This is a genomic window from Sphingomonas sanxanigenens DSM 19645 = NX02 (assembly GCF_000512205.2).
Lineage (GTDB): Bacteria > Pseudomonadota > Alphaproteobacteria > Sphingomonadales > Sphingomonadaceae > Sphingomonas_D > Sphingomonas_D sanxanigenens.
The window spans coordinates 3,291,609-3,307,069 of record NZ_CP006644.1; the positions used below are offsets into that span (position 1 = coordinate 3,291,609).

A 15,461-nucleotide genomic window follows, 5' to 3' on the forward strand; every position below is an offset into this window, starting at 1 on the left:
TTTCGCGTCAGTTCAACGCGGAACGCTTTTCCTGACGCGCCGAAATCCACATTGCAGCAACATTCGGTCGCTAGACGGCCGACAGGGGATTGGGTGGTCCTGCCGTTCCGGGGCCACTTCGTTACATGATTCGAACCGATGCAACCGTGGACATGCTCTGCACGCGGAGGGATGAATCGTGATGAGTGCAAACGGGATCCGGGCGTTAACGATAGGTTTTACTATCGTTTCACTCCCATCGCTGTCGAACGTTGCTTTGGCGAAGGAAAAGGATGCAAAATCCTATTTCATCGATTGTCCGGTCGACACCAACATTCGCGTCGCCAATGCCAAGGCGTCGGAGCGCTATGCCGCGCTGAGAGGCTGCACGGCCAACATCGTTCATGTCGCCCCCACGCCGCTGCCGCCCGATCCGAGCGTCGCGCGCATCCAGGGCGTCAGCGACGATGACGACAAGCCCGGCAAGGGCCAGCGCAAGCGCAGGCGCGGCGATACGACCAGCGCCGTGGACGGCGCGATCGATAATGGCGCGGGCGGCCGCCGGAAGGTGGCAAGCTTCGCCGCCGCGCCGCAGCGCATCACCATGCCGCCTGCCGCGCTGCGCGTGCCCGCGACACCCTATGATGCCGAGATCTTCCGGACGGCGGCGACATACCGGGTCGATCCGCTGTTCCTCCACGCGATCATCGCGACGGAGTCCGCGCACAACCCCAATGCGCAGTCGCATGTCGGCGCCCGCGGCCTGATGCAGATCATGCCGGCGACCGGCCAGACGCTGGGCGTGCAGACGACCGCACTGTTCGATCCGGCGATCAATGTCGATGCCGGCGCGCGCCTGCTCAAGCGGCTGCAGCGGCGTTACGGGCGCAATTTCGACCTGATCCTCAGCGCCTACAATGCCGGAGAAGGCGCGGTCGCCCGCTATGGCAACCGCATCCCGCCCTATCCGGAAACGCAGGCCTATGTGAAAAAGGTCATGGCGCGCTACCACGGCTATCGCCGGGCGGGCACGGCCAAGTGAGCGCGCTCTCGCTGCTGGCGCGGATGCCGCGCACGAAGCTGCGTCCGTCCGACTTCATGTTGGTCGTCGGCGTCATCGCGATCGTCGGCTTGCTGATCCTGCCGCTGCCGGCTCTCGCGATCGACTTCCTCGTCGCCACCAACATCACCATCGGCGTGATGCTGTTGCTGAGCACGCTCTATATTTCCCGCCCGCTCGACTTCTCGACATTTCCGGCGGTGCTGCTGCTGACGACGCTGTTTCGACTGTCGCTGTCGATCGCGACGACCCGGATGATCCTGACCGAGGCGCATGCCGGCCACATCGTCCAGCAATTCGGCGAGATGGTCGCGGGCGGCGAACTGGTCGTCGGCCTCGTCGTCTTCCTGATCATCACCATCGTGCAGTTCATCGTGATCTCGAAGGGCGCCGAGCGCGTCGCCGAGGTGGCGGCGCGCTTCAGCCTCGATGCGATGCCCGGCAAGCAGCTCTCGATCGACAGCGACCTGCGGTCCGGCCTGATCAGCAAGGATGAGGCCCGCGCGCGCCGCCGCACGCTGGAGAACGAGAGCAAGCTGCATGGCAGCCTCGATGGCGCGATGAAGTTCGTGAAGGGCGATGCGATCGCCTCGATCATCATCGTGCTGGTCAATCTGATCGGCGGCCTCGCGATCGGCGTGTTCTCGAAGGGCATGCCCGCCGAAGAGGCGATCCACACCTATTCGATCCTGACGATCGGCGACGGCCTCGTCGCGCAGCTTCCCGCGCTGTTCAGCGCGATGGCCGCGGGCCTGCTCGTCACCCGCACGACCGACGACGAGAGCGAACGCGATCTCGGCCCGGCGATCGCGCACCAGGTGTCCAGCAAGCCGCGCGTGCTGTTCATCGCCGCCGGCATCTGCGTGCTGATGGGTCTGATCCCGGGCTTCCCGACGCTGGTCTTCCTCGCCATCGCCACCGGTCTCGCCGGCGGCGGCGCGATGCAGCACCCGGTCTCCCGGCGCTGGATCGACGCCAAGTGGAAGCGCGTCGACAACCGGCCGGCGCCGCTGCCCGACAGCATCGAGGCGCGCCCTGCCCCGCTCAAGGCGGTGCGCCCGCTGCTGATCGAGGTCGCCGCGCCCGCGCTGAATGCCGATCGGGTTGCCGCGCTCTCCGCCGCGGTTACCGCGATGCTCGAGCGGATGCAGGAACGCTCCGGCCTGCCGCTGCCCGCGGCCGAGATCGATCCGATCCTGCTGCCGGACGGCGGCGCGGGGAAATGGGCGCTCTACATCCACGACGCCCCGGTCGCCGCCGGCCCGATCGACCAGCCCGACGATCCGGCGCTGATCGTGCCCGCGGTGGAGGCGGCATTGCGCCGCGACGTCAGCCGCTTCCTGGGGCTGCAGGAGGTCACGTCCCTGCTCAACCGCATCGGCATGGACTATCCCGATGTCGTCAAGGAGGTCGTGCGCGCCACGCCCACCGCACGCATCGCCGAGGTGCTGCGCCTGCTCGCCGAGGAGGAGGTGCCGCTGCGCAACATGCGCGACGTGCTCGAAGCCATCGCCGAAGCCGGCCAGTCCGAGCGCAACGCGATCCCCATCGCCGACCTCACCCGCAGCGCGCTGCGTCGCTATCTGTCGCCGCCGCATTGCGTCAACGGGCGCTTCCCGGTGCTCGTCGTCGGCGCCCGGCTGGAGCGGTTCCTGCGCGACAATACCCGTACCGTCGACGGCGTGGCGCGCCTCGCGATGGAGCCGGACCATGCCCGCACGATGATCGCGATGCTCAGGCGCGAGATGACAGCGAGCGGCGCGCGCGCGATCCTGACTGCGTTCGAGCTGCGCCGGCCGCTGCGCCGGCTGATCGGGCCCGACCTGTTCGAGACGCCCGTGCTCGCCTTCAACGAATTGTCGCCGACCGTGCCGCTCGACGTCGTCGGGCAGCTCGATCGCACGCCGATGTCCATCGAAGAGGAGAACAGAATGGGAGCCGCCGAGTGAAGCTGACGACGATGCTTGCCCCCGCGGGATCCGCGCTTGCGGTCGCCGCGCTGTTGCTCGCCACGCCGCCGGCGATCGCCGCGGACCCGCCTTTTCCGACGCGCCCGGTGAGCCTCACCCCGCGCAATCAGGATATCGCCGCGTTCGTGCGCGAATTCTACGGCGCCGCCGGACTCAATGTCGTCGTCGATGCGCGCGTCAGCGGCAAGATCAACGGCCGCTTCGCCGGCCCGCCGGCGCAGGTGTGGGCGACGGTCTCGCGCTCGTTCAACCTGATCGCCTATTATGACGGCTCGGTCGTGACCGTCTATTCGGGCGACCAGATCGAAAGCCGCACCATGTCCGTGCCGCCCGGCCGCGCGACCGAACTGGCCGCGGCCATCGCCGAGGCCGGGCTGGCCGACGCCACCAACCGCGTCCGGCCGACCGGCACCGCCACCCTGCTCGCGAGCGGCGTGCCCAAATTTCTCGACCAGGTACAGCAGCTCGCCGCCGCCGCGCCGCCGCGCCCGGGCCAGCGCGGCGACCCGCAGACCGCGCAGATCGTGCCGGGCGCACCCGCCGCGCCGGGGCCGGCCTATATCGAGCCCTATGAGTTGCGCGTCTTCTACCTGCGCTATGCGCGGGCGGACGATACCAAGCTGGTCGCGGGCGGCCGCGAGCTGACGGTGCCCGGCGTCGGCACCTCGCTCAGCCGGATCATGGGCGACGGCAGCCCCGTCGCCGGCACGATCGCCGCCAGCTATGGCGGGCGGACGATCCGCCAGAGCGCGCAGCGGCTGGGTGGCCGCGGGCTCAACGCGGCGCCGCCGGATCAGGCGCAGACGCCGCAGCTCGCCCCCTATGACGACGAATATCTGGGGCTGCCGCCGGAAGGCGCGGCGCCGGTGCCCTATGCGTCGGCGCGCCAACCGGCCCCGCAGGGCGGCCCGCGCATCGCCATCGATCCCTCGCTCAACGCGATCATCGTCCGCGACCGGCCGGAAAACATGCCCGCCTATGAGGGGCTGGTCCGCGCGCTCGACGTGGCGCCGCAGATCGTCGAGCTCGAGGCGACGATCATCGATCTCAACATCGACAAGCTGCGCGAGATCGGCATCAACTGGCGGATCCGCTCCGAGGGGTTCAATGCGCTGTTCGGCGGCGACATATTGCGCCGCTCGGGCAATCCGATCACCGACACCAGCCGCTTCGGCGCGCCGAACGAAGGCCTCTCGCTGGGCGGTGTGATCGGCGCCAACCGCGAGTTCATCGGCCGGCTTTCGGCGCTGGAGCGGCGCGGTGCGGCCAAGATCGTCTCGCGGCCGCAGATCGTGACATTGTCCAACATCGAGGCGGTGTTCGATCGCACCCGCACCTTCTACGTCCGCGTCGCCGGCGACCGGCAGGTGGACCTGTTCAACGTCACCGCCGGCACCGTGCTGCGCGTCAATCCGCATGTGCTGATCGACAATGGCGTGCCGCGCATCCGCATGGTGGTGGGCGTGGAAGACGGCACCATCCTCGACAGCGAGGTGGATGACGTGCCGGTGGTGGAGCGCGCCAGCGTAAACACGCAGGCGATGATCAACGAGGGCGAGGGGCTGCTGCTGGGCGGCCTGACCGTGAACGCCTCGTTCGACGGCGAGTCGAAGATCCCGCTGCTCGGCGACATCCCGATCCTGGGTGAACTGTTCAAGTCGCGCAACAAGACGCGGCAGCAGACCGAGCGGCTGTTCCTGATCACGCCGCGCATCATCCGGCTCGACGAACTTCAACCCGCGGGCGCGAGCGCATTGCCGGGGGCGGCGGCCGTGCTGCCCCCGCCCGCAGCCGGACAGGCGAGAGGACCAAGCCGATGACCGAACATCGCGACACGCCGATCGACGTCGCCGCCATCCTGCGCATCGTGGGCGGGCGGCTGGCAGGGAAGGATTATCCGCTGGCGCGCGACCGGCGCGTGTGCATCGGCCACGGCCTCGGTAACGACGTGGTGCTGCGCGGCGCCGGCACCCGCGACGGCGCGATCGAGCTCAGGCTGGGCGAGGACGCGGCGGTGCTGCGCGTGCTGTCGGGCTCGGTCGAACTGCTCGGCCGCACCTTCGAGACGGGGGAGGAGGCGGTGTTGCCGGCCTATCTGCCCTTCCGCTTCGGCGAGCATCTGCTGGCGCATGGCGAGCGCGCCTCGGCGCGCTGGGGCGATGCCGCCACGGTCGCGACCAGCGCCTGCGTCGCCCCCGTCGCGCCGCTGCCCGCACCGCGCCTGCAGGATCGCGTGCAGACGATCGGCCGCGCCTGGTTCGAAAAGGCCGCGCGCCGGATCAGCCCGAAGCACCTTGCCGCCGGCGGTGCGGTGGTGGTGCTGTTCGCCTCCGCCGCCGGGCCAGCGACCTCGCTGATCCAGCAGCAGTTCAACGATGCCGACCGGCTGGAGCGCGCCTATCACCAGGCGGGCTATGCCGCGCTCGACGTCAGCGACAACCCCGCCGGCGGGCTGATCGTGGGCGGCGCGGTCGAGAATGAAGCCGATATCGTGCGGGTGCGTGGCATCGCCGCCAGGGCATCCGAACCGGTGATGATCGACGTCACCTCGTCCGCCTCGCTCGCCAATGCCGCGACCGACATCCTCGCAGCGCAGGGCATCGACGCGCGCGCGGTGCCCGCCGGTCTCGGCGGCATCGCGGTCGAGGCGCCCTATCTGCCAGCCGACCGCCAGACCGAGCTGCGCAAGCTGCTGTCGAACGACCTCCCCGCGCTCAAGCGGGTGAGCTTCCGCGTCGACGACAGCCTGGGCGACAATCCGCTGCAGGCGCTGTTCGCGGACAGCGGCGCGGGGCTGGCCACGGTGGTCGAAGATCCCGGCCACATCGTCACCGCGGATGGATCGCGCTGGTTCCCCGGCGCGATCCTGCCCACCGGCCATCGCCTCGTTTCGGTGGAGGCCGGCATCGTCCGTTTCGAGAAGGACGGGCGCATCGAGGAAATGAAACTCTGACCCCAACCGACCAAGGAGACCTGACATGCCCGAGATCACGACCAGCCTGAACACCGACCTTTCGACGCTCGCGTCGAGCCCGCTGCAGGGCCAACGGATGGGCCGCAACCAGCCCGGCAACTGGTTCGAGGCGTTCGCCGCCGCATGGGGCAATGCGCTCGACCGCCAGGCCTCGGCGATCGAACAGCGTTCGGACCTGATTTCGAACGAGGGCGGCGACACCCCGTCGCAGATCACCCAGCTCACGGCGGAATCGATGAAGATGAGCTTCATCTCGCAAAGCTCGCACACATCGCTCGACAGCGTCTCCAAGGCGCTCGAGACGATGGCGCGCAAGAGCTGATCCGATGTCGATCGAAGCAATCGCGGCGCAGGCCGCAGGAGCCCCCGCCGCGGGCAGCGTCCGCATCTTCGAGCTTGCGCCGGCGATGCCGCAGCAGGTCGGCCCCGAGGCGACGGCGCGTTTCGAAAACGCGCTCCACGCGCAGGAGGCGCAGCGCGTGGGCGCCACCAGCGACGTGCCGCCCGCGGTGAAGGGGCTGCTCGACACGCTGGACAAGGTGAATGTGGAGGCCCGCGGCGTCACCGATTATGCGCGCACCGCCGAAAGCTCGGGATCCGAGCTGACGCCGGGCGAAATCATCGAGCTGACGATGCGCTGCCAGGAATTCATGTTCCACTGCCAGCTCACGTCGAACATCGCCAACCGCAGCTCGGATGGCGTGCAGCAACTGTTCCGCCAGCAGGGCTGACAATCCGAAAGGACGTTCCATGCGGAGCCTCAAGCGCGCGCTGCTCGCCGCCGGCCTGATGCTCGGTGCCCTGACAGTGTCGGGGTGCGGCAATCAGGAAATCTACGGCAAGCTCAAGGAAAGCCAGGCAAACGAGATGATCGCGGCGTTGCGCAACGCCGACATCGCCGCATCCAAGGAAGCGTCCGGGGAAGGCGAATGGAGCGTGTCGGTCAGCCCGGACCAGTTCAGCCGCGCGGTCGATGTGCTCAAGGCCAATGGCCTGCCGCGCAACGAGTATCAGTCGCTGGGCGACGTGTTCGCCAAGAAGGGCTTCGTTTCCTCGCCGGTCGAGGAGCGGGCCCGGCTGATCTTCGGCCTGTCGCAGGAACTGAGCCGCACCGTGAGCGCGATCGACGGCGTCGTCGAGGCGCGCGTCCATCTCGCCATCCCCGAAGCCGATCCGCTGTCGGACACCACCAAGCCGTCGTCGGCGGCGGTGTTCGTCAAATATCAGCCGGGGTTCGATGTGCGCAGCCAGACCGGGGCGATCAAGAGCCTCGTCACCAACGCGATCGAGGGCCTGCAATATGACAAGGTCTCGGTGGTGATGGTGCCGAGCCAGTCGGCGCCGGTCGCCGCCGAAAGCAGCGATGCGCTGGCATCGCCCTATATCCGCATCGGCATCGCGATCCTCGCGCTGGCCGCCCTGATCTGGCTGGTCCTCAGCCGGCGCAAGCGCCCCGCCGGCGGCCTGCCCTCCACCACCGAGCCGCAGGGATGAGCGGACGCGCGGCACGGTTGCGGCTGGGCGAAGCGGCGCGCGCGGCGGTGGCCGGCGGGCTCTCTGCCAGCCGCTCCGGACGATTGGCGCGGCGGCTTGCCGGCCAGCCGGCGGCCCGCGTCGGCCTGGGCGAACTCGTCGTCTGGCCGACCTGGCCCGGCCGCGACGAAGCCGAACGCGACCGGATCTGGCGGATCGCCGCGCTGGTCGCATCGCGCGATGCACTCGCCGATATCATCTACGGCGCCACGCTCAGGAGCTATGCGACCAGCGTCGGCAACCGCGTCGTCGAGGCCGTGCTCGACCTGCCGACCGGCGGCACCGCGCCGCTGGTCGGGGCGGACGATCTTTCGACCGAAGGGCTGGCCATCGCCGAGCGCGGCCTGCCGCCCCTGCTCGCCGTCGCGATGGACCGCCCCGCGATCCACGACGAGACCGCGCGGCGCCACATGCTCGCCGCCGAGCGCATTGCCCGGGAAACCCGCCCATGAGCTACCACGTCCTCCACAACGACGGTCACGCCCTGCTCGTAACCGACCGGCCGATCGTGAAGGCGCACGAGCGCCAGCCGATCGCCGACGCGATCCTGCTGCTCGACCGGCTGAAGACCGAGGGGCAGCGCCGCGACGCCGGCGTCGCCGCCGCCGAGGCCGAGGCGCGCGAGCGCGGCTATCGCGAGGGCTATGAAACCGGCCGTCGTGATTTCGTCGACGCCGTGAGCAACCTTGCGGCCCAGCACGAAGCCGATCGGCGGCAAAGGGAACAGGAGATTGCGAGCCTTGCGCTCGCGGCGCTGCGCCAGATTGCTGGCGAGATCGGCGATGCCGAGACCATGCTGGGCGTCGCCCTGCGCGCCGCCCGTGCCGTCGTGCCCCAGGGCCCGGTCACGATCGAGGTCTCGCCCGCGATCGCAACGGAGGTCGAAGCGGGCCTCGCCCGCGTGGAGGGCGAAATCGTCGTTCACGCCGATCCGGATCTCGGCGAGCGCCAGTGCCGCGTGTCCGGGCCCGACAGCCGCATCATCGCCGACCTCGATCGCCAGCTCGACGAATTGGCCGAGCGCTGGGGAACCACCGCCCATGTCGATTGAGGAACGCGTCAGCGACCTCGTCCGCCAGCTCGGCGAGGCGCCGGCGTTCGAGCAGCGCGGGCGGGTGCGCGGTGCGGTCGGCACCTCGATCCGCGTCGCCGGCATCACCGCGCGCATCGGCCAGACCTGCGCGCTGCTCGACGTGACCGGCGAGACGACGTTGATGGCCGAGGTCGTCGGCCTTTCCGACGGCGAGGCGCTGCTGACGCCGCTCGGCGAATTGCGCGGGCTGTCCAACGAGACCGAGGTGGTCGTGCGCGTCGGCGAGGATCGCGTGCCGGTGGGCGACAGCCTGCTCGGCCGCGTCGTCGACGCGCGGCTGCGCCCGCTCGACGGCGGGCCGGCGATCAGCGCCGATCGCTTCCGGCCCCTTTATGGCGAGGCGCCCAACCCGATGCAGCGCGCGCGCATCGACCGCACGGTGGAGACGGGCGTGCGCGCGATCGACGGGGTGCTGCCGCTCGGTCGCGGCCAGCGCATCGGCGTGTTCGCGGCGGCGGGCGGCGGCAAGTCGACCTTGCTCGCGACTCTCGCCCGGCAGGCCGAGGCGGACGCGATCGTCATCGCGCTGATCGGCGAACGCGGCCGCGAGGTGCGCGAATTCGTCGAGGACAATCTCGGCACCGAAGGGCTTGCCCGCTCGGTGACGGTGGTCGCCACCTCCGATCGCCCCGCGCTGGAGCGCGCCCGCGCCGCGCACGCCGCGACCGCGATCGCCGAGGGGCTGCGCGCCGAGGGGCGCCACGTCCTGCTGCTGATGGATTCGGTCACCCGTTTCTCGCGCGCGCTGCGCGAGATCGGCCTCGCCACCGGCGAGCCGCCGGTGCGGCGCGGCTTCCCGCCCTCCGTCTTCGCCGAGCTCCCGCGGCTGTTCGAGCGCAGCGGCACCGACGATGCCGGCGCGATCACCGGCATCTATACGGTGCTGCTGGAGGATGAGGAGGATGACCCGATCGGCGAGGAGGTGCGCTCGCTGCTCGACGGCCACATCTATCTCTCGCGCAAGCTGGCGGCGCGCGGCCATTATCCGGCGATCGACATTCTCGCCAGCCAGAGCCGCCTGATGGGGCAGCTCACCGGGCCCGAGCAACGCGCCGCCGCCAATGCGCTGCGCACCCACCTCGCCAAGCTCGACGAGATCGAGATCCTGCTGCAGGTCGGTGACTACAAGCCCGGCCAGGATCTGGCCGCCGACCGCGCGCTGGCGCAGCGCGAGGCGCTCGACGCCTTCCTGCGGCAGCCGCTCGACGATCGCGTCGCGCTGCCGACCACCCTGGCCTTGTTGAGAGGATTCGACGGATGACCGCTTCCAGTTGCCGGATCGAGAAACTGCAGGCGCTGCGCGTGCGCGACCTCGATCGCGCCGCCCGCGCCGCCGCCGAGGCGGTCGCCGCTGCCGAACGCGCGAGCGCGGCCCGGGCGAAGGCGGAGTGCGCGCGGGTGGAGGCGCGCAGCGCGCTCGACGGCGCGATCGAGGATCGCGCGCGCCGGCCCGCCGACGAACTGGTGCGGATGTTCGTCACCACCTGCGAACAGCGGCTGGGCGACACGCAGCGCCTGCTCGCCACCGCCAACCAGGCGTTGGGCGAGGCGCTGGAACGAGTCGCTGCGACCCGCAGGCTGTGGATGCGCGCGCAGGCACGGCTCGACGCGCTGGACACGCTCGTGCGCAAGATCCGCAGCGGCGAACGCCGCGCGCGGGACCGTCGCGCGTCCGACGAGGCCAACGAACGCCGCGCCTCGGCGGGGGGGCTCGCATGGGCATGATCCCGATCGACCAGCCGCCCGCCCGGCCCGCCGCCCTGCCGCAGCAGGCGCGGTCGGAACGGCAGCCCGAACCCGAACTGCGCGACCGCTTCGAAGATGCGATGGCGAAGCGCCGCAAGGCCGGCACCGGCGAGCCCGAGCGCTTCAGCGGCGCAACGCCCGCATCCGCACCCGGCCATGCGCACCCACCGGTGACCGGACAGCAGGCGTTCGAGGGCTATGGCGACCAGCCCCGCAAGGGCAAGGCGATGGCGGCGGACGCGAAGTCAAGCGACGCCCCCACCGCGACGCCCCAGCAGAACGCCCCCCTTGCCGCCGCCGAGCCCGCGCCGGTCAGCGCGCCGCAATCGGCGAACCTCTCCGCGAGCTTTGCCGAGATCGTCGCCCGCATCGACATGCCGGCCAGCGCCACCGGCGGCGAAACGCTGCTGACGATGAGCGACACGCGCTGGCTCGCCACGCAGGCGGTGATCGCCCGTGACGATGCCGGCGGCCTGATGCTCGACATCGACGCGCGCGGCGACGATGCCGAACAGCAGCGCGAGGCGCTGAAGGCGCGGCTGGAAGCGCGCGGCCATCGCGTCGGCAAGATCCGCATCAACGGCTGAACCGTCGCCGGTTGTGCCGCCGCCGGTTGTGCCGCCCGGGGTCCGGACCTAGGGCGGCATCATGCATCCGCCCATCCTGTTCGTCCTCGGCGGCGCCCGGTCGGGCAAGAGCCGCTATGCCCAGCGGCGCGCCGAGGCGCTGCCCGGCGACCTCGTCTATGTCGCGACCGCGCAGGCCTTCGATGATGAGATGGCGGCGCGCATCGCCAGCCACCGCACCGATCGCGGCGCTCGCTGGCGCACGGTGGAAGCGCCGCTGGCGCTGGCCGGGACGATCGCAGCCGAGGCGCAGCCCGATCGCGTGCTGCTGGTCGACTGCCTGACGCTGTGGGCATCCAACCTGCTGCTTGCCGATCGCGCCGACGGCGAGGGCGCCGACGCCGCCGCGGGGCTGGTCGCAGCGCTGGCGGCGGCCAGCGGGCCGGTGATCCTCGTCGCCAACGAAGTCGGGCTCGGCATCGTGCCGGATAATGCGCTCGCGCGCCGGTTTCGCGACATTGCCGGGCGGATCAACCAGGCGGTCGCGGCCGCCGCGCACGAGGTCCAGTTCATCGACGCCGGGCTGCCGCTGCGGCTGAAATGACCAAGATTTCATGCCCCGGCCATGCTTCGGTCGGGTGGGCGGGTCTATTCAGGTCTTGCCGCCGGACGGAGCGGGCCGCGTCAGCCCCCGACCACCCCGCCCGCCCGAGCGGCACCCCGTACCGGCGCGGTGCCGGCAGCAAGAGGAGTGTGTTGATGACGTCATTCGCGAAGACGATCGGCCTCGGCGTCGCCGTGCTGGGTCTGGTCGCTGCGCCGGCGATGGCCGCCAAGACCAAGGCGCCCAAGACCGAGACCAGCAAGACCCACGTGCACAAGCACAAGACGAACGCCGCGAAGAAGAACTGACCCCGGTCCGGCCGGCGGTAGGCCCGCATCCCACCCGCCCGGACCCGCTCTTCACCCCACAGGCCCGCCCGGTTCATGCCCCCGGGCGGGCCTGACTGCGTTTGGGGGTGACGAAAAGGAATGGCCCCTCCGTTCGCCCCTAACGGGGAAACGGGTCCCTCTTCAATTTACCGCGATAGGCAGGATCAGCCGCACGATCAGTCCGGGGCGGTTGTCGTCCAGTTCCAGCCGGCCGCGGTGGAGGTGCGCCAGGGTCGCGACCAGCGAGAGGCCGAGGCCCGCGCCGCTCGCCTGGCGGGCGGCATCGAGCCGGCCGAAGCGGCGCAGCGCCTCGCCGCGGCGGTCTTCCGGGATGCCGGGGCCATTGTCGGCGACGGTGATGATCACATCCTCGCTGCGCCGCTTGATCGCAAGGTCGAGCAGGGTCGCCCCCTCGGCATGGTTCAGCGCGTTGTCGATCAGATTGGCGATCGCCTGCCCCAGCAGTTCGCGGTGCGCGGTGACGCGGACGGGCGGATCGGCATGGACGCGCACGTCGATGCCGCGATCCTCCGCCAGCGGGCCATAGACCTCGGCCAGATCGGCGATCATCTCGGAAGCGAGGAAAGTGCGGAACTGGTTGCGGCCGATGCCGGCCTCGGCGCGGCTGATCTGCAGCGCGGTGGCGAGCATCGCCTGGAGACGGTCCGCCTCCTCCACCCCGGCGCCGAGCGCCAGTTGCGCGCGCGGATCGGAAACGTCGCGCACCGCGCCCTCCAGCCGCGACTTGAGCCGCGCGACGGGAGAACGCAGGTCGTGCGCCAGCGAGTCGGTGACGAGGCGCAGTTCGGCGACCAGAGATTCGATGCGCGCGAGCATCGCATTGATCGCCAGCGCAAGCCGGTCGAACGCATCGTCGCTGCCGCTGATTGCGACGCGCTGCGCGAGATCGCCGCCGCCCACCTCCGCCGCGACCGCGGCAACATGATCCACCCGCCGGCCGATCAGCCGCGCGAGCAACAGGCTGCCGGCAGCCGCGAGCAGCGCGCCCAGCAGCAGCGCGATCGCGAAGGCGCGGCGGCTGCGGTCGCCCAGCCGCCGCTGTTCCTCCAGCGTCTGGCCTGCGACCAGCCGTTCGCCGCCGGGCAGGCGGGTGACGATCACCAGCATCGGTTCGGCCATCGGCGCCTCGCGCCGCCGCAACGTCACGCGGTGGATGCCGCCGGAAACCACCTCGCTGCGCGGCCAGTCGATCAGGTTGCCGGCGACCAGCCGATCGCCGTCGACGAGCGCGATCACCGCGTCGCGCCGCCCCACCGTCTGGATGCGGCGGTCGATCGCCGCGGTCAGCCAGCCGCGGCCGCCCCGCTCATAGGCGTCGTCGAGATCCTGGTTGAGCTCGACGACGAACGAGCGTGCACCCTCGTCGAGCGCGCGTTCGGTGACGACCTGCATCGAGAACAGCGCGGCCCCCGTCGTCAGCACCTGCACGCCGACCGAGGCGAGCGCGATGCGCCCGATCGTCGATTTCGGGATCAGGCGCGGGACGAAGCGCGGCACCGGCGCTCAGGCGTCGACCGGGCCGAGCATATAGCCGGCACCGCGGATGGTGCGCAGCAGCGGCACCGCGAACCCGTCGTCGATCTTGCGGCGCAGGCGGCTGACATGCACGTCGATCACATTGCTGCCCGGATCGAAGTGATATTCCCACACGCCTTCGAGCAGCATCGTGCGCGTGACGACCTGGTCCTTGTGGCGCAGCAGGAATTCGAGCAGCCGGAATTCGCGTGGCTGCAGATCGATCGCGCGCCCATCGCGCCGCACCTTGCGCGACAGCAGGTCCATCTCCAGCCCGGCGCAATCGAGCCGGGTGACCTGTCGCCCCGCCGCCGGCGCCTGCGCGCGGATCAGCAGCCGCAGCCGCGCGAGCAGTTCGGCGAAGGCGAAGGGTTTGACGAGATAGTCGTTGGCGCCGGATGTCAGGCCCTCCACGCGCGCGTCGACCGCGCCCAGCGCGGACAGGATCAGCACCGGCGTGCTGATCTCCGCCGCGCGGATCGCGGCCAATACCGCCATGCCGTCCATGCCGGGCAGCATGCGATCGAGGATGATCGCGTCATAGCCGCCATCGGTCGCGTGAAACAGGCCGGTGCGGCCATCCTCGGCCCGATCGACGGTATAGCCTGCCTCGTCGAGGCCCTTGGCAATGAATTCGGCGGTGGCGGCATCGTCTTCGACGAGCAGGATCTTGCCGGTCATCGCGGGGCCGGCTGCCATGCCGGAACTGATTGCGCATCCATGGTCGCTGCATAGCCCATCGCGTGGAGTTCTACCCGTTACAAACGCGTCATGTCATCAGGCCGCGATCTGCGGCGGCGGCGGCGATATCGACACCAGCGGCACGCCAAGGTGAACGAATTGTAATGTCGTCGTCACCCGGGGGTGTGCCACCCTTGGTTACGACCGTTGCGGAGCCTTGGACACGCCCTTCGGAGTCGCATCATATGGGCCGACGCCTACCCTTCCCTGCTGATCAGGTCCCCGCGCCAACAGGCGGATCAGACGTCCTCCCGATCGTTCGACCGCTGCCCGTCGCGGACTCGTCGACGAAAGAGATCATGTTCGAACTCATACGATCCGCATTCGCCGACGACACGCCGATCGACGGTCGGCGCATGCGGCCGATCGGGCGGGAGGACGGCAAGGGTCCAGCCGCAAGTATTGGGTTCCCGACCGGCCGGAGCCCATGCCGTGGCCGTGACTGAACCCCGGACTGCCCCCCGCGGGTCGCCGATCAACCTGCTGTGCCGGATCGTCGGCCATGGCGCCAACCGCCAGCGCGCGCGGCACGACATGGAGGATTATTGGGCCCCGTGCCGGCGCTGCGGCACCATGCTGGTGCGCGCTACCACCGGCTGGCGCGCCCCCACGATGGTCGAGGTCGAGAAGCACGCGGCAAATCTCGCGCAGATCGCGCGAGGGCCGGAAGGCATGCGGATGGAGTAGGTTTTTCGTGCCCGCGACTGGCTCGAAAGCGAGCACGGAACAAGCCGGTTTCGGACGGGCAGGTTCGGCGTCGACACCCCGACTGCGCGGCAGTTCGACGTCTCGAACCCCGCGCCGCCGCCGTGCCAGCCGCTCCCTGTTCCCCTCCCCGATACTGCACCGGGGAGGAGATGGCTTCAGAGCCTTTCCAGTTCCTGTCGGTAGAGCTTTGCGAAGGTCATGTGGACTCGCGCGGTACCCCGATTATTGGCCCGCTCTGCAATCGCAAGACACTCGCGCTCGCGCCGCTCGAGATAGGCGCGCTCGGTTTCCGACAGGGTCATGCTGGGTCTCTTGTCAAACGCGGTAGCCATCTCACGCCTCTTATCGAAACATGTTCCGCTAAACCGCGCGACACAGCAAATCGTTCCAAAGACTGATTTTTATCAAAGCAGGGGGAGTTGATCGCGATCTTCACCCCCCGCCCCGCCGCTCTCGGCCAGCCGCCGCACGATGGTGGCGGCGAGCGCATCCGCCGCCCGTTCACGTAGTCCCGGATCCGGCAATGTCAGCCCGAGCCGAGCCCAGGCGGGCGCGTCACGCAGGATCGAGGAAAGGCGGCGGGTATCGAGTCGCTGGTCCATGCACCATGTGAACAAATAGC

The 15,461-nt window shown here is 69.9% G+C and carries 19 protein-coding genes; 15 read left to right on the forward strand and 4 right to left on the reverse strand.

Translation table 11 applies throughout. From position 1 onward, the window contains the following. Positions 1-256 precede the first annotated feature (256 nt). From NX02_RS15150 to NX02_RS32480, 14 genes are all read left to right on the forward strand, one after another. Entirely contained in the window at positions 257-1,021 is a 765-nt protein-coding gene (locus NX02_RS15150) for a lytic transglycosylase domain-containing protein (RefSeq protein ID WP_025293048.1), read from the forward strand. Further along, the gene (locus NX02_RS15155) at positions 1,018-2,988 is read left to right on the forward strand and encodes a flagellar biosynthesis protein FlhA (RefSeq protein WP_025293049.1); all 1,971 of its coding nucleotides are present in this window, start codon (positions 1,018-1,020) and stop codon (positions 2,986-2,988) included. Before NX02_RS15150 ends, NX02_RS15155 begins: the two co-directional genes overlap by 4 nt. After that, positions 2,985-4,829 (forward strand): type III secretion system outer membrane ring subunit SctC, encoded by a 1,845-nt coding sequence (sctC, locus tag NX02_RS15160; protein WP_025293050.1) that lies wholly within the window; start codon positions 2,985-2,987, stop codon positions 4,827-4,829. Before NX02_RS15155 ends, sctC begins: the two co-directional genes overlap by 4 nt. After that, positions 4,826-5,962 (forward strand): hypothetical protein, encoded by a 1,137-nt coding sequence (locus tag NX02_RS15165; protein WP_025293051.1) that lies wholly within the window; start codon positions 4,826-4,828, stop codon positions 5,960-5,962. The genes sctC and NX02_RS15165 overlap by 4 nt, the downstream gene beginning before the upstream one ends. 25 nt (positions 5,963-5,987) lie before the next feature. Beyond that, positions 5,988-6,305 carry a hypothetical protein gene (locus NX02_RS15170; protein ID WP_245648603.1) on the forward strand — a complete coding sequence of 106 codons (318 nt, stop codon included), beginning with the start codon at positions 5,988-5,990 and terminating at the stop codon, positions 6,303-6,305. 4 nt (positions 6,306-6,309) lie between these two features. After that, complete coding sequence (locus NX02_RS15175) at positions 6,310-6,714, forward strand: hypothetical protein (protein ID WP_025293053.1); 405 nt, start codon at positions 6,310-6,312, stop codon at positions 6,712-6,714. Positions 6,715-6,733: 19 nt separating this feature from the next. After that, the gene (gene sctJ, locus NX02_RS15180; RefSeq protein ID WP_025293054.1) at positions 6,734-7,477 is read left to right on the forward strand and encodes a type III secretion system inner membrane ring lipoprotein SctJ; all 744 of its coding nucleotides are present in this window, start codon (positions 6,734-6,736) and stop codon (positions 7,475-7,477) included. After that, a complete protein-coding gene (locus NX02_RS15185; RefSeq protein ID WP_158014030.1) occupies positions 7,474-7,968 on the forward strand; it encodes a hypothetical protein in 495 nt (164 codons plus the stop codon). Before sctJ ends, NX02_RS15185 begins: the two co-directional genes overlap by 4 nt. After that, positions 7,965-8,567 (forward strand): FliH/SctL family protein, encoded by a 603-nt coding sequence (locus NX02_RS15190; protein ID WP_025293056.1) that lies wholly within the window; start codon positions 7,965-7,967, stop codon positions 8,565-8,567. Before NX02_RS15185 ends, NX02_RS15190 begins: the two co-directional genes overlap by 4 nt. Then, the gene (locus NX02_RS15195) at positions 8,557-9,870 is read left to right on the forward strand and encodes a FliI/YscN family ATPase (RefSeq protein WP_025293057.1); all 1,314 of its coding nucleotides are present in this window, start codon (positions 8,557-8,559) and stop codon (positions 9,868-9,870) included. The genes NX02_RS15190 and NX02_RS15195 overlap by 11 nt, the downstream gene beginning before the upstream one ends. Next, entirely contained in the window at positions 9,867-10,334 is a 468-nt protein-coding gene (locus NX02_RS15200) for a hypothetical protein (RefSeq protein ID WP_025293058.1), read from the forward strand. Before NX02_RS15195 ends, NX02_RS15200 begins: the two co-directional genes overlap by 4 nt. Continuing rightward, on the forward strand, positions 10,325-10,942 hold the full coding sequence (locus tag NX02_RS15205; protein WP_025293059.1) for a hypothetical protein: 618 nt from the start codon (positions 10,325-10,327) through the stop codon (positions 10,940-10,942). Before NX02_RS15200 ends, NX02_RS15205 begins: the two co-directional genes overlap by 10 nt. Before the next feature lie 61 nt (positions 10,943-11,003). Beyond that, positions 11,004-11,525: a bifunctional adenosylcobinamide kinase/adenosylcobinamide-phosphate guanylyltransferase gene (gene cobU, locus NX02_RS15210; RefSeq protein ID WP_025293060.1), complete on the forward strand. Its 522-nt coding sequence runs from the start codon at positions 11,004-11,006 to the stop codon at positions 11,523-11,525. 155 nt (positions 11,526-11,680) lie between these two features. After that, positions 11,681-11,833 carry a hypothetical protein gene (locus NX02_RS32480; RefSeq protein ID WP_158014031.1) on the forward strand — a complete coding sequence of 51 codons (153 nt, stop codon included), beginning with the start codon at positions 11,681-11,683 and terminating at the stop codon, positions 11,831-11,833. Between the two features lie 162 nt (positions 11,834-11,995). Here the strand turns inward: NX02_RS32480 and NX02_RS15215 are convergent, their stop codons facing one another. Beyond that, complete coding sequence (locus NX02_RS15215; protein ID WP_025293061.1) at positions 11,996-13,372, reverse strand: sensor histidine kinase; 1,377 nt, start codon at positions 13,370-13,372, stop codon at positions 11,996-11,998. Between the two features lie 6 nt (positions 13,373-13,378). Next, complete coding sequence (locus tag NX02_RS15220; RefSeq protein ID WP_025293062.1) at positions 13,379-14,071, reverse strand: winged helix-turn-helix domain-containing protein; 693 nt, start codon at positions 14,069-14,071, stop codon at positions 13,379-13,381. 492 nt (positions 14,072-14,563) lie between these two features. Between NX02_RS15220 and NX02_RS15225 the strand changes: the two genes are divergently transcribed. Next, entirely contained in the window at positions 14,564-14,818 is a 255-nt protein-coding gene (locus tag NX02_RS15225) for a hypothetical protein (protein WP_025293063.1), read from the forward strand. Between the two features lie 176 nt (positions 14,819-14,994). Here NX02_RS15225 and NX02_RS32485 read toward each other — a convergent pair whose 3' ends face one another. Together NX02_RS32485 and NX02_RS15230 are read right to left on the reverse strand one after the other, a co-directional pair. Next, complete coding sequence (locus NX02_RS32485; RefSeq protein WP_211258217.1) at positions 14,995-15,171, reverse strand: hypothetical protein; 177 nt, start codon at positions 15,169-15,171, stop codon at positions 14,995-14,997. Positions 15,172-15,243: 72 nt separating this feature from the next. Next, positions 15,244-15,441, reverse strand: a complete 198-nt coding sequence (locus NX02_RS15230) for a DUF6771 family protein (RefSeq protein WP_053000649.1) — start codon at positions 15,439-15,441, stop codon at positions 15,244-15,246. Between the last annotated feature and the right edge of the window lie 20 nt (positions 15,442-15,461).

What these genes read in the sequence shown, in the direction of transcription:
- NX02_RS15175 (WP_025293053.1), top strand. Translation starts at nt 6,310, where the DNA reads ATGTCGATCGAAGCAATCGCGGCGCAGGCCGCAGGAGCCCCCGCCGCG.
- NX02_RS15190 (WP_025293056.1), top strand. Translation starts at nt 7,965, where the DNA reads ATGAGCTACCACGTCCTCCACAACGACGGTCACGCCCTGCTCGTAACC.
- NX02_RS15200 (WP_025293058.1), top strand. Translation starts at nt 9,867, where the DNA reads ATGACCGCTTCCAGTTGCCGGATCGAGAAACTGCAGGCGCTGCGCGTG.
- sctJ (WP_025293054.1), top strand. Translation starts at nt 6,734, where the DNA reads ATGCGGAGCCTCAAGCGCGCGCTGCTCGCCGCCGGCCTGATGCTCGGT.
- NX02_RS15220 (WP_025293062.1), bottom strand. Translation starts at nt 14,071, where the DNA reads ATGACCGGCAAGATCCTGCTCGTCGAAGACGATGCCGCCACCGCCGAA.
- cobU (WP_025293060.1), top strand. Translation starts at nt 11,004, where the DNA reads ATGCATCCGCCCATCCTGTTCGTCCTCGGCGGCGCCCGGTCGGGCAAG.
- NX02_RS15195 (WP_025293057.1), top strand. Translation starts at nt 8,557, where the DNA reads ATGTCGATTGAGGAACGCGTCAGCGACCTCGTCCGCCAGCTCGGCGAG.
- NX02_RS15185 (WP_158014030.1), top strand. Translation starts at nt 7,474, where the DNA reads ATGAGCGGACGCGCGGCACGGTTGCGGCTGGGCGAAGCGGCGCGCGCG.
- NX02_RS32485 (WP_211258217.1), bottom strand. Translation starts at nt 15,171, where the DNA reads ATGGCTACCGCGTTTGACAAGAGACCCAGCATGACCCTGTCGGAAACC.
- NX02_RS15165 (WP_025293051.1), top strand. Translation starts at nt 4,826, where the DNA reads ATGACCGAACATCGCGACACGCCGATCGACGTCGCCGCCATCCTGCGC.
- NX02_RS15230 (WP_053000649.1), bottom strand. Translation starts at nt 15,441, where the DNA reads ATGGACCAGCGACTCGATACCCGCCGCCTTTCCTCGATCCTGCGTGAC.
- NX02_RS15205 (WP_025293059.1), top strand. Translation starts at nt 10,325, where the DNA reads ATGGGCATGATCCCGATCGACCAGCCGCCCGCCCGGCCCGCCGCCCTG.
- NX02_RS32480 (WP_158014031.1), top strand. Translation starts at nt 11,681, where the DNA reads ATGACGTCATTCGCGAAGACGATCGGCCTCGGCGTCGCCGTGCTGGGT.
- NX02_RS15170 (WP_245648603.1), top strand. Translation starts at nt 5,988, where the DNA reads ATGCCCGAGATCACGACCAGCCTGAACACCGACCTTTCGACGCTCGCG.